Here is a 20428-nt window from a genome sequence, read left to right on the forward strand (position 1 = left end):
TTCCAGTGGTTAGCCAAAGACGAGCCATTTTTTCATGGCTCGTCTTAGGTTGCTCACATCATAAAAATTAAGGTGTTGAGCCACCTCTTTCTCACTCATGTTTTTATTGTTGAGTAAGAAGTATGTTGTCTTAGCTCTGCAATCATCGACGATACTCTGATAGCTGGTGTTATGCTGCTTTAAGTTACGTTTTAATGTTGCTGTACTGATACTCATGCTACGAGCAATGTCTTCCATACTGGGGATATTCTGAATCGAGTCGTTTACTTTGACTCGAACAATTTCAACAATACCTGTGGAGTTGGATTTTTCGTGCAATACCTTTTTCTGAGTAGCGTGGTAGATGGAACTGCATGACTGATTTAGTGGTGTTGCTAACAACATTTCTGAGATTGAGAACGCGGAATAAGGTTGATTAAACAAAGCAAGTTCACCCAACGAAGAAAAGGCCTCCCATTGCAGTTTTTCTCTACTGCCTTCAAACGTATACTGCCAGTGAGCACAAACATTTTTCCCCGCCAACCATTCGCAGCTTTGACGAACAGCCTCAAATGTAGACAACATAACAAACTGTTTAAGCAGAGAATCGTCTAGAAGTCCGTACGCATCGTATACCAAGTAATGCGCTTTCCCATTCTCAATGCGCCGCTGTATATCAATAAGCGGCGACCAACGATAGGTTGTCGATATAAGAAAATCGAGCGCTCGACCCAAATCCGGTGCGTGAATAAGGCCGCTTGCCCAAGGTCCGAGAGCACTGGGTAACACTTGTCGACCAAGCTTTATCGCTAACTCAGCACAACCACTGCTTAAGGTTGCATTAAAGCACAATTGGGCATACTGCTTGGGAGAAATCTGTTTATCCAACTTCAGAAGATCGGAATGAAACAGCTTAGTTTTTCGCAACACTATGTCTGAATGTTCGCCATTGGCACACAGTAAATCGTGTAATTGCGCAGCCCCAGAACAAGGAGAAACAAAGGGTGAGTTCAGAGTCTTCCACTTGGGAGCATCCATATCCATCAACCCAGTGGTATTTCTTGATTTCGAGTCTTCAATTCAGCAGCACGCTCTGTCCTTTGATGAGCATTGAATAGATCACGTATGTAGCTAGAGAGATTATTGCTGTTACAGCTTTTACAAAGCTCGCGTCGCGTTAAAGTCACACCGAATGTTATGGGTAACAGACCCGAATCAGAATAAATTTGAGCGCTGCGCAGATGTTGCATGAGCAAGCGTTCACATTTGATTGAGAAGCTATCACGGTGAGGCATGAATAAAACATAATGCTCACCGGACAAATGATAAAGCTGGGTAGATTCAGGCAAATTGAGCATCATTAAATCGGCAAAACGTCGGCGCAGTACTTTAAGCTGAGCGGCATCCTTCACGTCACTCTCATCGAGAATAAAACCCATAATCTCACCTGACAAAAATTCGTCCGGCTGTGAGTTCATAAATGCTTGTAATTGATCAAATCGGGGAAGAAAACTATCCATATGCAGCTTGGAACTGTTCTGAAACTGGTGTCTGCGTTGCAGTAGGTATTGTCTTAATTGGCTCTGCTCGCGATACCAGCCCATCCAGCCGATAGTTAAAAAGATAACCCCGATAGGAAGAGATTCAACCAAGCTATCCCAATAATACGCTGCATCGCCAAGCTCATAAAACTCGTCTAGCAAATCCTGCAAACAAGATATGTACACACCAAGAAGACCTAATGCCAAAAACTGTGTCACTCTACCAGCCTCTCGACAAGCCAAAATGACCACCAGCCAGATGCTGATAAACAACGTCATTGAACCTTCACCGAGAATATCGAGCCATATCCACTGTTGTGAATCCTTAATCTCACCCTGGCTAAAGTTAAAATACCATAAGCTGATAGTTGCAATAGCCCATAAATATAACCAGTGACGATGAGGAATAAGACAATAAGTAAATTGACCAATTTTCCACAGTTGTTGTTGGAACCAACGATTCATAGTTTCTCCCTAGTTTACCTCGTCAGTTTTACCCAGCATGTATGACGAATTTGTGACATTAAAAGTCCAATTAGCTCACCTATTCTCTTGTTTTCAGTCCAAAATTCGTGAAATAACGAAACTCAACCGCTTTCATGCCTTGATAAAGCTTAAATTCCGTCTCAGCCAATGAGCTCACAGCCACCCAAACCAAAAGGTAACTTATTGATTTTCAATTTAATTAAAGTTTCCCGTCACAAAACCTTTATATTTCGCGCTTAACTTCGCTGACGTTCATTCATATTGAGGATTAGTAATGTCTTTTTTTAAATATTCGGTTATCGCAACAGCGCTGACACTAGCAACCAGCAGCTATGCTGCTAACTCAACACAAACGAGTTACGAGGATATTGCTGACAGCGCAGTATGGCAGTCGAAGTCAGCTTCGCTGCTTATTGCGAGCTTAGAAGATGATGGTGTGGCCGTTTATAATGACAAAGGAATGGAAATTCAGCGTATTGATTCTGAACCCGCATTAGGGGTAGATGTTCGTTACGAGTTGCAATCAGATTCAGGCAAAAGTATTGATATCGCTGCTATTGGCCTTCCTGATAGTGATGCTATTGCACTTTACGCTATCGATGCTAATAGCGCACAACCTCTTAAAGAAGTCGGTCGAATTCCACTTAGCTTTAAACCGGAAGGTGTGTGTTTAATTAAGAATGTAACCACGGGCACGGTGAGCGTGATTGGTTACTCAGAAAGTGGATTAGTGGCTCAGTTTAAACTGATGTACGACGATAATCGGGTGACTAGCCTATTTAATATCGAAGGCAAAGCTTCTCCAGTCCGTGAACTGCAAATTGGTGGAGAGTTAAGTGGCTGTGTATCTGATGATGTTAATGGCAAGCTATACGTTTTGGAGCAGGATCTAGGTATCTGGTCTTATGGCAACGACCCTGAAAACGTTACAGAGCGTCAATTGGTCAATGTTGTTGAACCACTGGGTTCTTTGAAAGAGATCGAAAACATAGACATCATCAATCACGCCGGTGGCAAAGCTACTCTAGTTGTTGCGGATGAAGGTAACGGTTTCTTCCTATTCGATTCACAAACTCATAAGCAGTTGGCTTCATTCAACATCGAAGGTGTTGAGGAAGCGAAGTTGGTCAGTGTAGGTAAAAACGAGCTTTGGATTGGCAACACTGAAGCCGATGAGCCTGTGTATCAATCTGTAAACTTTGATGAACTCTCAAAAATTGTAGGTTACAACGTTGCAAACACAGTCCCACCCAAAGAAATGAAGGTTGAGGGGATCCGAATTGTTAAAGCGAGCGCTGAAACTCAACCTGTCAACAAAAGTGGTGATGCGGCAGACGATCCAGCGTTTTGGCTCAACGTGAACAACCCCGAGCAGAGCCTCATTATTGCAACCAACAAGAAAAAAGGCTTAATGGCTTATCGTCTCAACGGCGAAGAAGTACAGTTCTTGAAAGCAGGTAAACCAAACAACATCGATATTCGTCAGAATCTGATTGATAGCAAAGGCAATAACGTAGATTTAGCCGCTGCATCGAACCGAGAACTCAATACCATCGCGCTATACACGATCACTGAGGGTGACGAACCAATTAAAGTACTTCCAGCTAAAGGTAAAAACGTACATCAGGAAGAACCAGAACTGGTTTCTCAAGTCGATGAGGTTTATGGCCTATGTATGGGGCAAAGCACAGAAGGCACACCTTATGTTTACGTTAACGGCAAGAATGGCATTGTAGAACAGTGGAAAATCACTCTGAACAACGGTTATGCCACTGGAGAAATGGTTCGTAGGGTATCAGTGCCAACTCAGCCCGAAGGTTGTGTGGTTGATGATAAAACTCAAACCCTTTATGTCGGCGAAGAAGACAACGCGATATGGCAATTTGATGCACGAGAAAACGGTTCAACAGAAGCAAAGCTTTTCGCAAAAGTAGACGGTAAGCAAATCACAGATGATGTAGAAGGGTTAAGCCTGTACCAAAACGGTCAAGACAACCTTTTGATTGCGTCAAGCCAAGGCAGTCACTCTTATGCGGTCTTTGACCTCAATCAAAATGGTAAATTTGCGTATTCATTTGCTGTGATTGGTGATGACAGTATCGGTGTTGATGGTGCCAGCGAAACAGATGGTATTCATGCTGTCTCGACGCCACTCGGTAGCCAATACCCGGACGGCATTTTTATCGCGCAAGACGGCTTCAACGTTGATAAGGAATATCACTCTGTGAATCAGAACTTCAAAATCGTCGACTGGCGTAGTATTGCCAAATAAGTCCCTCGATACCGGTTCTCGTACCACTAATATCCTCCGGCATAGCCGGAGGTTTTTCATATGCGCCTATAAGGCTTTCTTACCAGCAGCGCCCTAACAGGCGCATCGTGATCTGACATTCACAGATATAAAAAAACCTGAGCAGAGCTCAGGTCATGGTTACAAAAACCGTTAGTCATTTACAGTAAGGAATTGAGCTAACAGCCAGCTATGCGTAACGCCAGAAGTTATGTATCTATCTTAACTGATCAGCGGCCAAACCAAGTTGTTAAGCAGACACAAAATGGGCGACCTTACAGTCGCCCTTATCGTTGTTATCCTTTCACACCGCCGGCCGTTAGTCCTCCGACTAGCCAACGCTGCGCAAGCAAGAATACGATAGTAATTGGTAAAGCAGATAAAACTGCCGCTGCCGCAAAGTCTCCCCATAAGTAGTTTTGAGGGTACAAATACTGCTGCATACCAACCGCAAGTGTGTATGAGTTTACATCAGAAAGTAGCAAAGATGCCACTGGAACCTCACCCACAACACCGATAAATGAGAGAATAAACACAACTGCCAGAATCGGTACGGAAAGCGGTAAAAGTACTAGGCGGAATGCTTGCCATGGTGTTGCGCCGTCAAGTGCTGCCGCTTCTTCCAATGAAAGGTCAATCGTTTCAAAGTAACCTTTGATAGTCCAAACATGCAGCGCGATACCGCCCAAGTAAGAGAAAATCAAACCGCCGTGAGTGTTCAAACCAAGGAATGGAATGTATTGACCCAACTTATCAAACAATGCGTATAGAGCCACCAGCGCCAATACTGCAGGGAACATCTGGAAAATCATCATTGCTTTCAAGATAGTGCTCTTACCTTTGAACTTCATACGAGCAAATGCATAAGCAGAAGTTGTAGATAGCGCGACGATCAACACTGAACTGATTGCTGCAACTTTAACTGAGTTCCATAACCACGTTAGAACAGGGAATGGAGGCGGTGTTACTGTTCCATCCGCATTTTCTACCGCGAAACCGAGCGCCAGTTTCCAGTGCTCAAGTGACGGATTCTCAGGAATTAAACTACCTGTTGCAAAGTTACCCTCACGGAAAGAAATCGCCACGATCATCAACAGTGGGAAGATGATTAACGCTAAGAATGTACACAACGCAATATGCGTCGCCAACACTCTGTATTTTAAGGTTTTACCTTGAACCATAGCCATTGTGCGACTCCTTAATCTTGCTCAAGCTTAGTGAAACGAAGGTTGAGTAGTGCTAAACCACCTACTAACAAGAAGATCAATGTTGCGATTGCGCTCGCCAGACCGAAATCTTGACCGCCGCCACCTTCAAACGCGATACGATAGGTATAACTTACCAATAGGTCGGTATAACCCGCAGGCTCTGAAGTACCAATCATATTCGGACCACCTTGCGTTAACAGTTGAATCATCACAAAGTTATTGAAGTTGAATGCAAAACTCGCAATGAGAAGCGGCGTCATTGGCTTAATCATCAAAGGCAATGTGATACGAGTAAAGTTGCTCATAAAGTTTGAACCATCAATTGCCGATGCTTCGTATAAATCATCTGGTATTGCTTTTAGAAGCCCCATACATAAGATCATCATGTAAGGGAAACCTAGCCATGTGTTAACAATCAACACCATAGTTTTAGCAAGTAACGGCTCAGAGAACCAAGACGGGCTGATACCAAACATCGCTTCGAGTACCATATTGATTTCACCGAAGCTTTGGTTAAACAAACCTTTAAAAATCAGAATCGAAATGAAAGCAGGTACTGCGTATGGAAGAATTAATAGAACTCGGTAAATCGCTCGACCTTTCAACGCTTCCCACTGTACAACGCTCGCAAGCACTAGGCCGATAAGCAGAGTGAACACGACAGTCAATAGAGAGAAAATCACCGTCCAAATAAAGATGCTGATAAAGGGTTCTTTAATACCGTCATCTTTCCATACACGTTCAAAGTTATGAGTACCGATAGAGACAACAAAACCTGGTGATACCGTTGAGCCAACAAACTGGCCACTCTCATCTACAGGTTGGTAGAAACCGACATCCATGTTTGGACGCAGTACTTCACCAGTTTCTTGGTTAGTCAGAGTAACGCCGTCTTCGTGCATTTTGTAAAGCGGTAATACCGCAGCGAACTTACGTAAGCCGCTCATGCGAATGTCATTACCATCAGGGAAATGGAGGTCGAATTCACTCAAAGTAGAGCGATTGCTAATGATGGTTTTAATTGGTGCTTTTTTACCTGATACAGGCTGTTCAGCAGGCGTAAGGTTTAACTCTCGACTTGCAGCATTCAACGAAAATGCTTCCGTCACATATTGAGTATCACCATCTTGAATCGTAATTTGAAAACCTGAGTCGGTCTCATATAGGTCAAATGAGTAGCTTTGACCGCTCTGGAACGTTCTATCCATCAATACAGATTGAGCACGTTCTAAAGAGAGTTGGTTCTTAGCGCTATAGTTAGTGAAAGCCAAGTTAACGGTGTACGCCAAAGGGAAAAGGATGAACAGAATCATCCCCGCGACACCTGGGTAGATATAGCGATGGGCGTAAGTTTTCTTACTGCCAAAAATATAGAGTGCTAATGCGGTAAGAAAGAGAGTAAGTAACGCAAAGGCAGACTCACCGCGCGAATACATAAGAATGGATGCATAACCATTGACCACACCAACAGTCCCTAACGCAGCCCACTTAAGTAGTGCACGCTTATTAGAAGATGACGGTGTTGATGGTGTTGGCATCGCTTCTGAACCTTGAACTGACTGCATAGTACAACCTGCTAGCGAAATAAACTGAGAAAGTAGGGAGGAGTTACCCCCTCCCCAAAAGTAGAACTAAAAAATTACTTAACCATTTGCTTTTCTGCATCTGCAAGTGCTGCATCTACAGTTTGACGACCATCAACGATGTTGACGATTGCGTTCTTAGCTGCGCCCCAGAAAGCATTCATCTGAGGGATGTTTGGCATAATTTCACCGTTCATTGCGTTATCCATTGTTGCTGCAATGCGAGGGTCATTACCCAATTCTTGTTGGAATGAGTTCAAAGCAACTGCGCCTAGTGGCTTGTCATCATTCATCTTACGTAGACCGTCGTTAGTTAGTAGGTAGTTCTCTAGGAACTCTACTGCTAGGTCTTTGTTAGGAGATGCAGTGCTGATACCTGCAGTTAGTACACCAACGAACGGTTTAGATGAGTGACCATTAAATTTAGGCAGAGTAGTCACACCGTAGTTAATACCTGATTTCTCAATGTTGCCCCATGACCAAGGACCATTGATTGTCATTGCTGTATTGCCTTTGTTGAATTCAGCTTCAGAAACTGAGTAATCCATATCAGAAGAAATAACGCCTTTATCAACAAGACCTTTCACAAAGTTCATAGCATCCGAAACGCCTTTGTTTGCGATACCAGCATCTTTAACATCGTAACCTTGAGCTGTGTATTTAAACGCGTAACCACCGTCAGCTGCCATTAGAGGCCAAGTGAAGTACGGTTCTTTTAGGTTCCACATGATTGCAGATTTGCCTTGTTTCTTAAGCTCAGCATTTAGCTCTGCAACTTCTTCCCAAGATTTTGGTGGATTTGGAACAAGATCTTTGTTGTAGATAAGAGATAGTGATTCAACTGCGATTGGGTAACCAATAAGCTTGCCGTTATAGTTAACCGCATCCCAAGCGAAATCGATAATGCCATCTTTAACTTGTTGAGATGGTTTCACTTCTGCTAGCAAACCTGCTTCAGCATAGCCACCAAAACGGTCGTGCGCCCAAAATACAATATCAGGACCGTCACCAGTTGAAGCGGTTTGAGGGAACTTATCTTGAAGCGCATCTGGGTGTGCAACAGTTACTTTAATACCCGTGTCTTCTTCAAACTTCTTACCAACTTCAGCCAATCCATTGTAGCCTTTGTCTCCGTTGATCCAGATAGTCAGTTGGCCTTCTTCGATTGCAGCGTGAGCTCCAAATGAACCAAGAGCTACTAATGTGCTAAGCGCTACGGTACTTAGGGCGTTTTTCATGTTCATATCCTTTTAATATTTATGTTGTAGGGCTAACCAAGAGGTTTTGCCGTATTTCGTCACATATCATCAGAAAAAACAGACTACGACTCATCCTCCTGCGCACTACGCCCTAGCTATTATGGACTATTTTCGTGATCTGCATCGTCACAAGTGGTAGACGAAAGTCACAAAAAGGTATTTTGTTGTGAGCGAGCTCAACTTCAAAAGCATCAATTATTTGAGCTTGATCTAACTACGCCCTATTCCCCCTCCTCCTACTCATCCCTGTCTACTACCCCCACAAAAAAATGGATTAGGAGGATGTCATCTTGGTTCACATCTTAGAGACTAACTACGTCCAAAGTGGATGGTAAGAGTCTTTTATTAGCACCGAACATTAGGTGTTTACATTGCCGGTTAGATTGCTTAAGCAAATGTGCATACGACGCAAGTTCGTCGTTCCGGGGGGAACACATATTTGCATTAATAAGTATCTAATTTTGGCTATGAGGGGTGATGTATGATTTCGAGCAGCGTTTACCCAAATATTACTAAAATACATCACCCTTTCTTTTCTTACCGATAAAGGCTAAAAGCGAATTGGGATTACACCAAATTATTAGCCACTTAAATGATTCTTCTCAAAGTCGAGAAATCATAAACTTAAATGTATTCCTACTATTATTGCTAGTAGTTCATTGCACAAAACAATGTCGTACAATGATGAGCAATAGTAATTAAAAAGTGTTGATCGAGGACGAGCTAGATGTCGAATGTCACGTTAAAAAATGTTTGTAAAGCTTATGGCGATGTAGTGATTTCTAAGAATGTTGATTTGGACATTCAAGAAGGCGAATTCGTTGTATTCGTAGGTCCATCTGGTTGTGGTAAATCGACGTTACTTCGCTGCATTGCAGGCTTAGAAGACATCACATCCGGTGACTTGTACATCGGCGACCAACGCATGAACGATGTTGAGCCTTCTAAACGTGGGGTGGGTATGGTGTTCCAGTCATACGCTCTTTACCCTCACCTAAACCTTTATGACAACATGTCTTTTGGTTTGAAACTGGCAAAAGCTGATAAAGAAGAAATTCATAAACGTGTCGATCATGCTGCAGACATTCTACAGTTGACACATTTGCTTGACCGCCAACCAAAAGCACTGTCAGGTGGCCAACGTCAACGTGTTGCAATTGGTCGTACTTTGGTGTCTCAACCTAACGTATTCCTGCTTGATGAACCTTTATCAAACCTAGACGCAGCACTTCGAGTGCAAATGCGTTCAGAAATCACTAAGCTGCAACGCAAACTGGGTTGCACCATGATTTATGTTACCCATGACCAAGTAGAAGCAATGACAATGGCTGACAAAATTGTTGTGCTTGATGCGGGATATGTATCGCAAGTAGGTCAACCTCTTGAGCTCTACCACTACCCTAGAAACCGTTTTGTCGCAGGCTTCATCGGCTCACCAAAAATGAACTTTATGAGCGTATTCATTGAAGCGGTAGAGAAAGACCGAGTAATGGTCCAACTTTCTAATGGCACGACATTCTGGATTCCTGTAGATGGAACAACTGTAAACCGTGGTGAGCGCATGTCTTTAGGTGTTCGCCCAGAACACTTGCTCACTGCAAGTGAAGGTGACGCTATCATTGAAGGTAAAGTGATGATGGTTGAGAAGCTGGGTAATGAAACTCAGGTTTACATGAACCTCAAAGGCTCTGACTCAGATGTGATCTATCGTCAGCCAGATACGCTAGATGTTGAAACAGATGATGTGCTGTCGATTGGTATTCCAGCGCACCGTTGTCACCTGTTCCATAGTGATGGCCGCGCATGCCGCCGTCTGTTTAAAGAAAAAGGCGTTGAGCTTCCAGAAGCATAAAATGCATTAAAGACAGACTTATTAAGCGTCCTCTTAATTACTCATTAAGAGGACGCTTTTATTTGGCATGTAGAGCGAATTGGATAACGAATATTTAAAACAACAAGCCTATTAATAGACAAAACTGCGCTTTAACGCGTAATCTTCCCCATCATCAGTCTTATCATCAGCCGACAATTATCTAGTAAGGTTAGATGCAACGATTACAGTACTGACTTTATTAGTTCTACTAATTGCAAAGCGTGAGCTGACACGTTGAATTCAAGAAACACTGAAAGTGTTATCAAGCCAGCCCCAACACCCTGTAATGTTTGTTCGAGTGTGTTCATCTCGATTCTCCAATGTAATAGTGCTATTTGGATATCCACAAATGAAGATCTGAACAACTTGGTCACAACGCATGTCGAGTGAGCAAACTCAATTATGGCGATTAGATCTTAAGAGGACGTATTTGATTTCAGTTGGCATCCAGCTTCAAGCGTAAAAGATTCAGTTCCTTCACTTTCACTAATCACTTCAAAACGAATGGGTAAATCATTAACGCCAAAGCCTAAATTCAAGGAACTACGATTAGAGAATCCATAACTCATTTTGTTACCGGAAGCCGCACTCGCTACGATTTTTGCAGCAAACTGTTTGCCCGTTTTCGCGATAAGTTTGACTCGTTGCGCGTCCTGAGTACATTCGAACTGAAGCGCTCCACCATAAAGACTCAATGATGAACTATCCATTGCTATCGCACTTAATGAGACTAGAAAAGCGGCGCAAAGCGCCGCTAAATAACGTACTAACATAACCAACGGTTAGTATTGAGCAACGGTAACAGTGTTATTTGTGCTAGCACCTACATTAACATTCGCAACATCACCATATGTCTGAGTAACATTGATAGTGTTTTCTGTACTACCCCAGTACACAGATACATTAGCTGCCGCAAGCGAGCCTCTTTGGTCGATATCAATGGTGTTGTTGTCACTCCATCCAGTTACATCAAGATCAATGCTGTTGGAGTCGCCTGTTTGTTTAAAGGTAATGTTATTGTCAAAGCTATCATCAACGTAAACGTCAGCCATGTTGCTTGCTCCGTTTACTGTACCAGTAACGATGCTGCCATCGCCTCTGTTCAACACAACGCTAGTTTCATTAAATGTGCCAGTAACATCTAGCGAAACATTTGCATCATCAGTACCACCTTTCAATAACACTTTAGAATTGTTGCTATCGCCATTTTGAGTGATAGAAACAGTATCGTGATCATAAGAATAATGCTCCCATGGACTGTTATCAGTTTTAATAAGAGCTTCGTTACTGTTACCTGTTTGGCTGATGCTGAAATTACCGTCATCCACACCTACTGCGAAAATCTTGGCGTCATTTTCACCGCCGACCTGAGAGATAGATAATGTAGAGTCATCTACACCGTAAGATCCAATAACGGCTGCGTTACCTGCGTTAGGAGACACTTGGACTACAGTGACTTCAGAATCTGAAGTCATAAATAAATCTACGTCTGCTGTGTTGTTTGCAAGAACACTACCTGAAGCCAACGTTGCTGCAATTATTAATGCCAATTTAGTTTTCATGACAATTTCCTTTATATCATATTGTTACATTTGAATAGACAAGTATCTAAATGTGTTGTCGATTAATTTTGAGTAACATACACATTGATACCATAGCCCCCAACTATGGCCACATAGTCATTACCATTTTGACTAATGCCATAATTAGAACCTCCGTTGTCGACAATAATGGCTTTGTTATTACTACCTGTTTGATTAATACTCAAAGAACTTCCATATCCATATTGGATAATTGCTGCAGTGTTATTATTTCCAGCTTGATTAATCCAAGCTTTATTTCCATAACCATACTGAGCAATGTAAGCTTTATTAAACTTACCCGTTTGAGTTATTAAAGCAGTATTATCCCCACCATATTGCCAAATCCCAGCCTCACTCCCTACGCCGTCTGACTGGACTACTTTCGCTTTATTACCTGCAATAGAACTACCCTGCTCGATATAGACATTTCCTAATATCGAGTCTTCCAAGACGACTTCAGCATAATTATCGTCAGTTGGAATAGAGTCTAACTCGTTGAAATTACTTAAGTCCAAGCCGTAACCGAACTTACCTACTTGAGTATGTCTTCTATTGTTAAAGTTCTCATGGTGACGATCATCGCCTCCATGATTACTCTCTGACTGATAATAAGCTTGACCACCAAGATCCTTGTTCGCCCAAGCTAGGTTCGACATTGCCAAATACAAAGCGATACCCATCACTAGCATACTGAAGCAGGCATTATTCCGGATGGACATAACTCCTCCTTCATTAGAGAACACCGTGTTCTCGTTAATTAGGTTAGAGCTGCCTATGATTTTAAACCATCAACTTTAAATTAAAATTGATATTTATTTTTTAATTTTTTGGTTGTTATATTTATGTAAAGCCAAATACAAAAATACTAATTTATTTGTGCAATTCTAATACTTTGGTTTATACAATTACTGACAATTAACTCTTATTATTAATTCGTCTTAATCACTTTTATAAGAGTCATCTATGACGCTTAAAATTAATACGTTTCTGATTATTTTTTTTGTGTATTTCTCATTGCATGCTTCCTATTTGCATGCAAAAGAAAGTGCTGGCGACCAATCTCCGATAGAAGACTCGCAACAATTAGAAGATGGAGAACATGACTCTTTAGATGAAGTCAATGGCCTCATCATAGACAGAACCATGACTCGAATCGGAAATATGTTTTATTCAGAGTTCGCACAACAGCTCAACGAGAGTGAAGAAAACCTAAAAGAGAATTTAACCATAACCGAAAAAACGACAGCCAAGTTTGGAACCATCATGACAATTTGGCATTCGCAAAAGGTTGTTTTTCGCACCAGCCTTTCGCCAAAAATGAAGGAGTCGAAAGAGCAGGCAGCAAAAGCGGTAAGAACCGTACAGGACTATTTAACCAAGTGGAGAATACAACGGATGTATTCCGACACATTCGATCTCGCACATGACGAAATATAATAAATGCTTACAAGGGAAAATTATGAAAACTCTGGTTGTTTCTAAACAGTGTTTTCAGCCTGAACATTCAAATTTCAGGTTGAAAAAAGCACTCATAATCAGTCTTAGCTTAATCAGTTGCAGTTTAGTGGCTTCACCTGTATTTGCATCCAAACTGACTTACAAGCCGATAAACCCAACATTTGGCGGCAACCCTCTAAACACTTCACATTTGTTTGCCAGAGCGGAAGCAATCAATGATTACGAAGATCCCGATAAAACGAAAAACGGTACTTCATCGGTATCTTCACTCCTCTCCTCATTACAATCACGGCTGTTAAGTGAATTAATTTCCAGCGGAGAACCGGGAAGTCTAGAAACCGACGATTACACACTAACCATCACCGACAATGACGGATTTTTAACCATCACCGTTATAGATAAATCGACGGGTGAATCCACCACAATCGAAGTTACAGGTTTGTAGTTCAGGAAGATAAAAAATGAAAAAAGGACTTTACCTAGCAGTGACTCTAGCGCTCTTACTTACAGGGTGCTCAAACTTTATGGATACTCCCGATGCAGAGGAGTATCCGACACTAGCGCCTAGAGGGGCTATATACAAAGACCTTATTAATCTCCCTCTCCCTAAAGGGAAGATTATGGTCTCCGTGTATGATTTTCGCGACCAAACAGGTCAATATAAAGACTACCCTTCAAGTACCTTTGCAACTGCGGTACCACAGGGAGGCACATCAATGCTGACCTCTTCATTGTTGGACTCCAAGTGGTTTTTGCCGTTAGAGCGAGAGGGATTACAGAACTTACTTACAGAACGGAAAATCATTCGAGCCGCGCAAAAGAAAGATGAAGCCCCGGTTAATATTGGAGACGACTTACCTGCGTTAAAATCGGCAAACTTAGTCATTGAGGGTGGCATTATTGGATACGAGTCCGACTTGAAAAGTGGTGGTCACGGTATCGGCTATTTCGGACTTGCTACTTATGGCGAGTATCGCATGGATCAGGTGACCGTTAACTTACGTGCAGTCGATGTTCGAACGGGACAAATCTTACTTAGTGTCACTACCAGCAAAACCATTTTTTCTCACGCTTTAAGTGGTAGTGTTTTCCGTTACATCGCTTACCAAGACTTACTCGAAATGGAATCGGGTTATACCAATAACGAACCCGTCAATATCGCTGTAATGTCAGCCATCGACTCCGCTGTAATACATATGATTATTGACGGCATACAGAAAGGTCTATGGGAACCAGCCGATAAAAAACAGATGGAGAGCCCAGTAATGAAGCGTTATATGCAAGAGAGCACAACGATTCTCTAAACCAGCCAGATCTATGCCCGCCTTTGTTAGTCTGGGCGGGCAACTTCTCTACCAATAGACCAATAAGTGAATCCCCTCGCCGACATCCTTCTCGGTTCGAACAGATTTCGCCCATCAAATATTACAGGCTCACTCAACTCTGAATAAATTAAATTGAAGTCGGGCGCTTTAAAATTCTGCCACTCTGTACAAATAATCAAAGCATCTGCACCTTTTAATGTCGCTTCTTTGGTTCCCATCAATAGAAGGTCGTTACGTAAAGAATAAAGCCTCTGAGTTTCCTCCATCGCTTTGGGGTCATAGGCTTGTACAGTCGCTCCAGCAGACCACAAGGCTTCCATTAGTACACGGCTGGGCGCTTCTCGCATATCATCGGTTTTAGGCTTAAAAGCCAGTCCCCATAGTGCAAACGTTTTGCCCTTTAGGTTGGCCTCCCCTTCCCAATGGGCACAGATTTTCTCAAAGAGTTTTCTTTTTTGATGATAGTTGGTGTTTTCAACTGCCTTGAGAATTTCACTTTCATAACCTATTTTCTCAGACGAGCGGATCAGGGCTTGAACATCTTTGGGAAAGCAAGAACCACCATAACCGCAACCGGGATAAATGAAGTGATAACCAATTCTTTCATCGCTGCCTATTCCTTTGCGTATCTGTTCAATGTCCGCACCAAGCTTATCAGCAATGTTGGCAATTTCATTCATGAAACTGATTTTGGTCGCTAACATACAGTTAGCTGCATACTTGGTGAGCTCCGCCGATTTCACGGTCATAAACAGAATTTTCTCGTGGTTACGATTGAAAGGTGCATACAGCTCTCGCATCAGATCTTTCACTTCTGCGAAATGTCTGTCCGTTTCATCGAGCCCAATCACAATCCTATCTGGACGCATACAGTCAGTTACGGCGCTTCCCTCTTTGAGGAATTCAGGATTGGATACGACTGAGAAATGTATTGGCGGTAAACCTAAATTCCCTCGAGTCACCCTCAATACATCGCTCACTTGTTGTGCTGTACCAACGGGGACAGTGGATTTATTGATGACGATTTTCCTATGGCAAGAAAATGTCGCGATTGTTTTCGCCACGTCCAATACATAGCTTAGATCTGCTGAACCATCTTCGTCTTGCGGCGTTCCAACAGCGATAAATATTACATCCGCAAACTCAACGCCTTCTTTTGCAGAAGAGGTAAAACATAGATGTCCACCAGCAATGTTGTTGTTAACAAGTTGCTCTAGGCCTGGTTCATAGATGGTGATTTCACCTCTTTGCAGTTTGTCTATTTTTTCAGCGTCAACATCCACACAACACACATTATGTCCAGCACCACTCAGTACTGCGGCCTGAACTAACCCCACGTATCCAGTGCCAAATATGGTTACTTTCATTCAACTGTCCGCTATTGCCATTCATTTACAACAGTATTTAATTTGCATATGTCAGACCCGTTACGTTTTCAGGGCAGAACAATGACAAAAGTTACGCAATTTCCTAGTGTTGTATAAAATCCCCGTGGACAAACGCTAGGCAAAGCGTACAGTTAGTTAAAACAGAAGGAGTTTGAATGAAGAATTTTAGCTTCAATATGGAAGATGCCAGTCAAGTGTGTGTGGGAGCTTTCGCATTGGCCGTTCCCATTTCCTTCTCAGAAGAAGCCTGGCAACTGGGTACGACATTGCCAACGACCAATTTGCTGTTTCTAATGAGCCTTTCTTTGTGTTTTCTGGGCGTATTCGCATATCAAAGCGTGTTTCAACGAGATATTAAACATCGAATCTCTGTATTTATTTTTCGCATTGCTATCGCTTATTTGCTTGCTGCTTTAGTGGTCGGTTTGGTGTTATTTGCCTTGAACAAATTGCCCATCATCGATAATCCCATATTAGCGTTCAAGCGCATCATCGTTATCACTATGCCCGCCTCCATGGGCGCGATTGTGGTAGATAGTTTTGACAAAGAGTAGAAGATTAAACTGTAATAAAACAATGATATAAATCCGTATCACCTGTACGAGACATCAACATGAAACAGAATTTATCACTTCGAGCGCTAGAACGTGGCGATCTTAGATTTATCCATAATTTAAATAACAACAGAAACATCATGTCTTATTGGTTCGAAGAGCCATATGAGTCTTTTGATGAGCTAGAAGAACTTTACAACAAGCACATTCACGATAACGCGGAAAGACGCTTTGTCGTTGAAGATGAGAATAAATCCCTGATTGGTTTGGTTGAAATTATTGAAATTGACTACATTCACCGTAGTGCTGAATTTCAGATCATTATTACACCTGAACACCAAGGAAAAGGGTACGCAAATACGCTAATTAACAAAGCGTTAGATTACTCATTCACTATCCTTAATCTTCACAAAATTTACTTGCATGTGGCGATTGAGAATGACAAAGCGCTTCACCTCTATCAAAAGTGCGGCTTTATTGAAGAAGGACACTTGGTCGAAGAATTCTTTATCAACGGGCAATACCGAGATGTAAAACGCATGTATATACTGCAACCTCAGTACCTAAAACAAACTAGAAGTTAATTGGCGCTTGTATAAAACAATCACCACCGCTAAGGCGGTGGTTTAGGGATGACAATAAAAAACAGGCAAATGCCTGTCTTTTATTTAGGAGAGAATATCAAACCGACTTTCGCTGACACCATTAGTTCGAAACCAGCCTGCAATACTGTAACGTTTCGCATGAGCAGGAAGTACTTCATGTGGGAATTGCTCTGAAAGAAACACAACTAACCGACCAGCGATTGGAGCAATGGTTTGAATTGGTTGGTCGTTCAAGTCATAAACTTTCAGTTCACCACCGTTGGTATCACGCCAATCTTCGTTCATATAGAAAACGGTTGTCAGCTTACGACTTTCATTTCCCCGAAAAGCATCCAAATGCTTCTTGTAAAAATCGCCAACTTCATACTGTGCAAAATGAGCCTCATATTCAAACAGCCCTAGGAATAGAGACCGATTAACCTCTCGACGAATAAACTCCATTCGCTCTAGGTAATCCTGTACGGGTTGTCCCATATCGGAATCTAGCCACTGAATTTTGTCGCGACGAATTTCACTGGCTCTTTGAGTATCTTCATTTCTACCAATACGCGCACGCTGCCAATCATCTGAAGCACAGTTCTTGAGCAACTTAACTTGTTCAAGGGGTAGAAAATCATCCCAGACGTACCAACCTTTTTCGGCAATGGAGTCTAACAACTGTTCTAGCGCCATAAGTTTTTCACTACGAGCAAAAAGAAAGCGTTATAACCAGCCTTTGCCACAACAGCAAATCAACATCTTAATCTTAAGGAACAAAATTAATTATTAAACTTATTACTTATAAATCAAGTTATTAAGTGATAAATCCAAATAGTCAAGCATTAATACGTTGAAGGTGGTATAACAAAAACAGATCACAAGATTATTCATTGGGAGCTTCCTATGATCGTAACTACTACGCCTAACGTAGAAGGCAAGCGTATCGTTCGTTATTGCGGCGTTATTGCTGGTGAAGCCATTCTTGGTGCTAACATATTTAAAGACCTATTCGCTGGCATTCGTGATATCGTTGGTGGGCGCTCTGCGACCTACGAACACGAATTGCAAAAAGCACGAACTATAGCGTTAGCCGAACTTGAAGCTCGCGCAAAAGAGCTTGGTGCAAACGCTGTTGTCGGAATTGACTTAGATTATGAAACCTTTGGTAAAACTAACGGAATGTTAATGGTTTCCGTGAGCGGAACGGCAGTGTTTGTAGAATAAGATATCTGTAGAGTAAAAATCCATTTTCATAGATGGTGGTTTAAGAAATGGAAGGCAGCTTAGCTGCCTTCTAAAATATAAACTTTTTTATTAGATTATTTTTAATTCATTAAACGTTTTTATTATTGACTAACTTCTTCAATTCCAATGTTGTTTTTTGCCCAAATTAACGCTTGAAGACGATTCTTGGCATTAATTTTCTTAAATACGTTGTGAAGGTGTGTTTTTACTGTATTTTCACTAACAAATAACTGTTCCGCTATCTCAATATTTGATGCTCCACTACCAAGTAACTTAATTATTTGCTGTTCACGCTTGGTTAATTTTGAAAACATTTGTGAAGTAACAACTGAGTTTCCAGAACGATAGTGCAGAATATATTCTTGTGCTAAACGACGAGTTAACCACATTTCGCCTTTTATAATTTTCCCCATTCCCTTAACTAACACATCAATGTCATCATCAGCGTAGAACACCCCCGCCAAACACTGCCACTTAAATAAATCTTTGGCTTCAATCTCACTAGGACAATTTAGTACAACTTCTCGAGCTTCCGTACAACATAAGTGCTTGAAAGAAGCATAGTCAGAAAGAGCGTGATCATCGAGTCGAGCATAATCGATAAGGACTAACTGAGTATCTTGACAGGAAGGATTGTTTTCCTGCATCCACATATCGCAAAAAGGAGAAATTTCTATCTTTATTGGAAGCTTAGATTCCAGCGCATCTTTAAGTAAACGTGATTGCATGCAGACATCAGAAAGTAATCGTACGTTTAGTTTTTTGCTTTCTGTCATTATAAAAACTCCTAACCATAGACCTGACTTATGTAAAACTAACGTTGATAGAGAATAAGTCAATGGGACAAAATCCGCCTAAATTAATAATCATAAAAATCTGACAATTAATTTAATAAATTCATAAGGTTAATTATCTGTCTTATTTTTAAGAATGCATTTGAGTAGTTTAAAGAGCGATGTACGCTTAAATATAAAAAGGTATTCCAAATTGGAAAATTAAAAATATCACTTAATAGAAAATTACTTCTTTAGTCTTTCCGATTAGGAAAGAGCGACTTTCCCAACATCCCTAATCTAATACTCCCACGTTTAAGCTAATATATAAAATATGATGTTCTAATAAATCCAATCCATCCTATAAGCGAGTTGTTATATCTTTATACAAAAACAATGCTTACTAGTTATCTGAAAACCAATTTATCGAGTACATTAACTATGAACAAAGCGCTACCTCTTTCTCTTCTCAGTTTAGTTGCCACCATCACCTCATTCAGCTCTATCGCAGAAGAGCAAGCTAGTGAAGTCCAAGATATGTCAGACCCACTCGCGGTGTTTACCCAAGGTGGTGTTGGTATTACTGATAAAGGTTTAAACCTTAAAGTGGGTCAAACCTACGATTCTGGTAAAGAAAACGTTGCCGCAATGAATGTGTTTGAGCTTAAAGGCATCGGTGGCGAGATGTTAGGTTTTCGAGATAACGACGAACCTATGTATGGTTCTCTTGACGACAGTATTGACTCTTTCCGTCTACGCAACTTCCAAGCAAACATCAAAAATGGTCAAGGTCGTCAGTTAGACATGACATATGACGTTGATAGTGAAACGTTAAATGCCTCATACAGTATTCTTCAAGCACTTCCTCAAATTGGTGGTTTTTTGAACCTATACCCTCTTGCAGGTGCGGGTGTGACGGTTCAAAACACCGAAGATGACGGTTATGAAATCCCTGGGACTTTTACTGTCGTCGGTATGTACTCTAAAGTGGCATTAACCGATAAAATTTGGATCAACTACAACCCAATGTATATGCACACACTGTCGGGTTCGGATACCTACAAGAATGGTAACTTTGCTGGAGACAACAATATCCTGACTCACGAATTTGCCATTTCTTACCAGCTCACACCTCGTTCTAATATTCGTTATTTTGCAAACTGGAATGAGAAGGTTAACTTTGGCGATGGCGATCATCGTATTGAATATAACTACCAGTTTTAATCCAAGCCGTTAGTTATTAATAAAATTTTCCAACATGGATTAAGCGTGCAAACAGGTTAGCTTTAGAAGCGGCAA

General features: G+C 41.5%; 20 protein-coding genes. 9 read left to right on the forward strand and 11 right to left on the reverse strand.

The features are described 5' to 3' along the window. Positions 1 to 9: 9 nt before the first annotated feature. The gene (locus tag L3V23_RS08605) at positions 10 to 1017 is read right to left on the reverse strand and encodes an AraC family transcriptional regulator (protein WP_180980251.1); all 1008 of its coding nucleotides are present in this window, start codon (positions 1015 to 1017) and stop codon (positions 10 to 12) included. A 5-nt stretch (positions 1018 to 1022) separates the two neighbouring features. Beyond that, on the reverse strand, positions 1023 to 1985 hold the full coding sequence (locus L3V23_RS08610; protein WP_102965200.1) for a hypothetical protein: 963 nt from the start codon (positions 1983 to 1985) through the stop codon (positions 1023 to 1025). A 295-nt stretch (positions 1986 to 2280) separates the two neighbouring features. Between L3V23_RS08610 and L3V23_RS08615 the strand changes: the two genes are divergently transcribed. After that, a complete protein-coding gene (locus L3V23_RS08615; RefSeq protein WP_102965199.1) occupies positions 2281 to 4278 on the forward strand; it encodes a phytase in 1998 nt (665 codons plus the stop codon). A gap of 314 nt (positions 4279 to 4592) precedes the next feature. Here the strand turns inward: L3V23_RS08615 and malG are convergent, their stop codons facing one another. The 3 genes from malG to malE all read right to left on the reverse strand — a co-directional run bounded on the left by malG (position 4593) and on the right by malE (position 8325). Continuing rightward, positions 4593 to 5483 carry a maltose ABC transporter permease MalG gene (gene malG, locus L3V23_RS08620; RefSeq protein WP_102953657.1) on the reverse strand — a complete coding sequence of 297 codons (891 nt, stop codon included), beginning with the start codon at positions 5481 to 5483 and terminating at the stop codon, positions 4593 to 4595. Between the two features lie 11 nt (positions 5484 to 5494). Further along, positions 5495 to 7069, reverse strand: coding sequence for a maltose ABC transporter permease MalF (gene malF, locus L3V23_RS08625; protein ID WP_102953658.1), 1575 nt, complete (start codon positions 7067 to 7069; stop codon positions 5495 to 5497). Positions 7070 to 7143: 74 nt separating this feature from the next. Beyond that, entirely contained in the window at positions 7144 to 8325 is a 1182-nt protein-coding gene (gene malE / locus L3V23_RS08630) for a maltose/maltodextrin ABC transporter substrate-binding protein MalE (protein WP_102962437.1), read from the reverse strand. 748 nt (positions 8326 to 9073) lie between these two features. On the opposite strand from malE, the gene malK reads away from it, so the two are divergent. Continuing rightward, positions 9074 to 10198 (forward strand): maltose/maltodextrin ABC transporter ATP-binding protein MalK, encoded by a 1125-nt coding sequence (gene malK, locus L3V23_RS08635; RefSeq protein WP_042485609.1) that lies wholly within the window; start codon positions 9074 to 9076, stop codon positions 10196 to 10198. A gap of 437 nt (positions 10199 to 10635) precedes the next feature. Here malK and L3V23_RS08640 read toward each other — a convergent pair whose 3' ends face one another. The 3 genes from L3V23_RS08640 to L3V23_RS08650 all read right to left on the reverse strand — a co-directional run bounded on the left by L3V23_RS08640 (position 10636) and on the right by L3V23_RS08650 (position 12521). After that, positions 10636 to 10929: a hypothetical protein gene (locus tag L3V23_RS08640; RefSeq protein WP_102962436.1), complete on the reverse strand. Its 294-nt coding sequence runs from the start codon at positions 10927 to 10929 to the stop codon at positions 10636 to 10638. A 72-nt stretch (positions 10930 to 11001) separates the two neighbouring features. Continuing rightward, complete coding sequence (locus L3V23_RS08645; protein ID WP_102965197.1) at positions 11002 to 11781, reverse strand: curlin; 780 nt, start codon at positions 11779 to 11781, stop codon at positions 11002 to 11004. Between the two features lie 62 nt (positions 11782 to 11843). Further along, entirely contained in the window at positions 11844 to 12521 is a 678-nt protein-coding gene (locus L3V23_RS08650) for a curlin subunit CsgB (RefSeq protein ID WP_237292200.1), read from the reverse strand. Positions 12522 to 12765: 244 nt separating this feature from the next. Here L3V23_RS08650 and L3V23_RS08655 point away from each other — a divergent pair, with 244 nt between their 5' ends. The 3 genes from L3V23_RS08655 to L3V23_RS08665 are packed head-to-tail and all read left to right on the forward strand — an operon-like array spanning position 12766 to position 14564. Then, positions 12766 to 13239, forward strand: a complete 474-nt coding sequence (locus L3V23_RS08655; protein ID WP_237292201.1) for a CsgE family curli-type amyloid fiber assembly protein — start codon at positions 12766 to 12768, stop codon at positions 13237 to 13239. Between the two features lie 22 nt (positions 13240 to 13261). Then, positions 13262 to 13705, forward strand: coding sequence for a curli assembly protein CsgF (locus L3V23_RS08660; protein WP_102953662.1), 444 nt, complete (start codon positions 13262 to 13264; stop codon positions 13703 to 13705). Between the two features lie 16 nt (positions 13706 to 13721). Then, positions 13722 to 14564 (forward strand): CsgG/HfaB family protein, encoded by an 843-nt coding sequence (locus tag L3V23_RS08665; RefSeq protein WP_042485599.1) that lies wholly within the window; start codon positions 13722 to 13724, stop codon positions 14562 to 14564. A 26-nt stretch (positions 14565 to 14590) separates the two neighbouring features. On the opposite strand, the gene L3V23_RS08670 is transcribed toward L3V23_RS08665, so the two are convergent. Then, the gene (locus tag L3V23_RS08670) at positions 14591 to 15952 is read right to left on the reverse strand and encodes a UDP-glucose/GDP-mannose dehydrogenase family protein (RefSeq protein WP_102965196.1); all 1362 of its coding nucleotides are present in this window, start codon (positions 15950 to 15952) and stop codon (positions 14591 to 14593) included. Between the two features lie 176 nt (positions 15953 to 16128). On the opposite strand from L3V23_RS08670, the gene L3V23_RS08675 reads away from it, so the two are divergent. Then, the gene (locus L3V23_RS08675) at positions 16129 to 16527 is read left to right on the forward strand and encodes a DUF2391 family protein (protein WP_042485593.1); all 399 of its coding nucleotides are present in this window, start codon (positions 16129 to 16131) and stop codon (positions 16525 to 16527) included. Positions 16528 to 16586: 59 nt separating this feature from the next. Continuing rightward, positions 16587 to 17111, forward strand: a complete 525-nt coding sequence (gene speG / locus L3V23_RS08680) for a spermidine N1-acetyltransferase (RefSeq protein ID WP_102965195.1) — start codon at positions 16587 to 16589, stop codon at positions 17109 to 17111. Positions 17112 to 17195: 84 nt separating this feature from the next. Here speG and L3V23_RS08685 read toward each other — a convergent pair whose 3' ends face one another. Continuing rightward, positions 17196 to 17804 carry a 2OG-Fe(II) oxygenase gene (locus L3V23_RS08685; protein WP_102953664.1) on the reverse strand — a complete coding sequence of 203 codons (609 nt, stop codon included), beginning with the start codon at positions 17802 to 17804 and terminating at the stop codon, positions 17196 to 17198. A 210-nt stretch (positions 17805 to 18014) separates the two neighbouring features. Between L3V23_RS08685 and L3V23_RS08690 the strand changes: the two genes are divergently transcribed. Beyond that, complete coding sequence (locus L3V23_RS08690) at positions 18015 to 18335, forward strand: heavy metal-binding domain-containing protein (RefSeq protein WP_042485586.1); 321 nt, start codon at positions 18015 to 18017, stop codon at positions 18333 to 18335. A gap of 122 nt (positions 18336 to 18457) precedes the next feature. Here L3V23_RS08690 and L3V23_RS08695 read toward each other — a convergent pair whose 3' ends face one another. Continuing rightward, entirely contained in the window at positions 18458 to 19132 is a 675-nt protein-coding gene (locus L3V23_RS08695; RefSeq protein ID WP_042485584.1) for a LuxR C-terminal-related transcriptional regulator, read from the reverse strand. A gap of 438 nt (positions 19133 to 19570) precedes the next feature. Between L3V23_RS08695 and L3V23_RS08700 the strand changes: the two genes are divergently transcribed. Next, a complete protein-coding gene (locus tag L3V23_RS08700; protein ID WP_102965194.1) occupies positions 19571 to 20353 on the forward strand; it encodes a hypothetical protein in 783 nt (260 codons plus the stop codon). Positions 20354 to 20428: the final 75 nt, after the last annotated feature.

Origin of the sequence: Vibrio sp. A1-b2 (assembly GCF_021726015.1) — a bacterium.
Classification (GTDB): domain Bacteria; phylum Pseudomonadota; class Gammaproteobacteria; order Enterobacterales; family Vibrionaceae; genus Vibrio; species Vibrio diazotrophicus.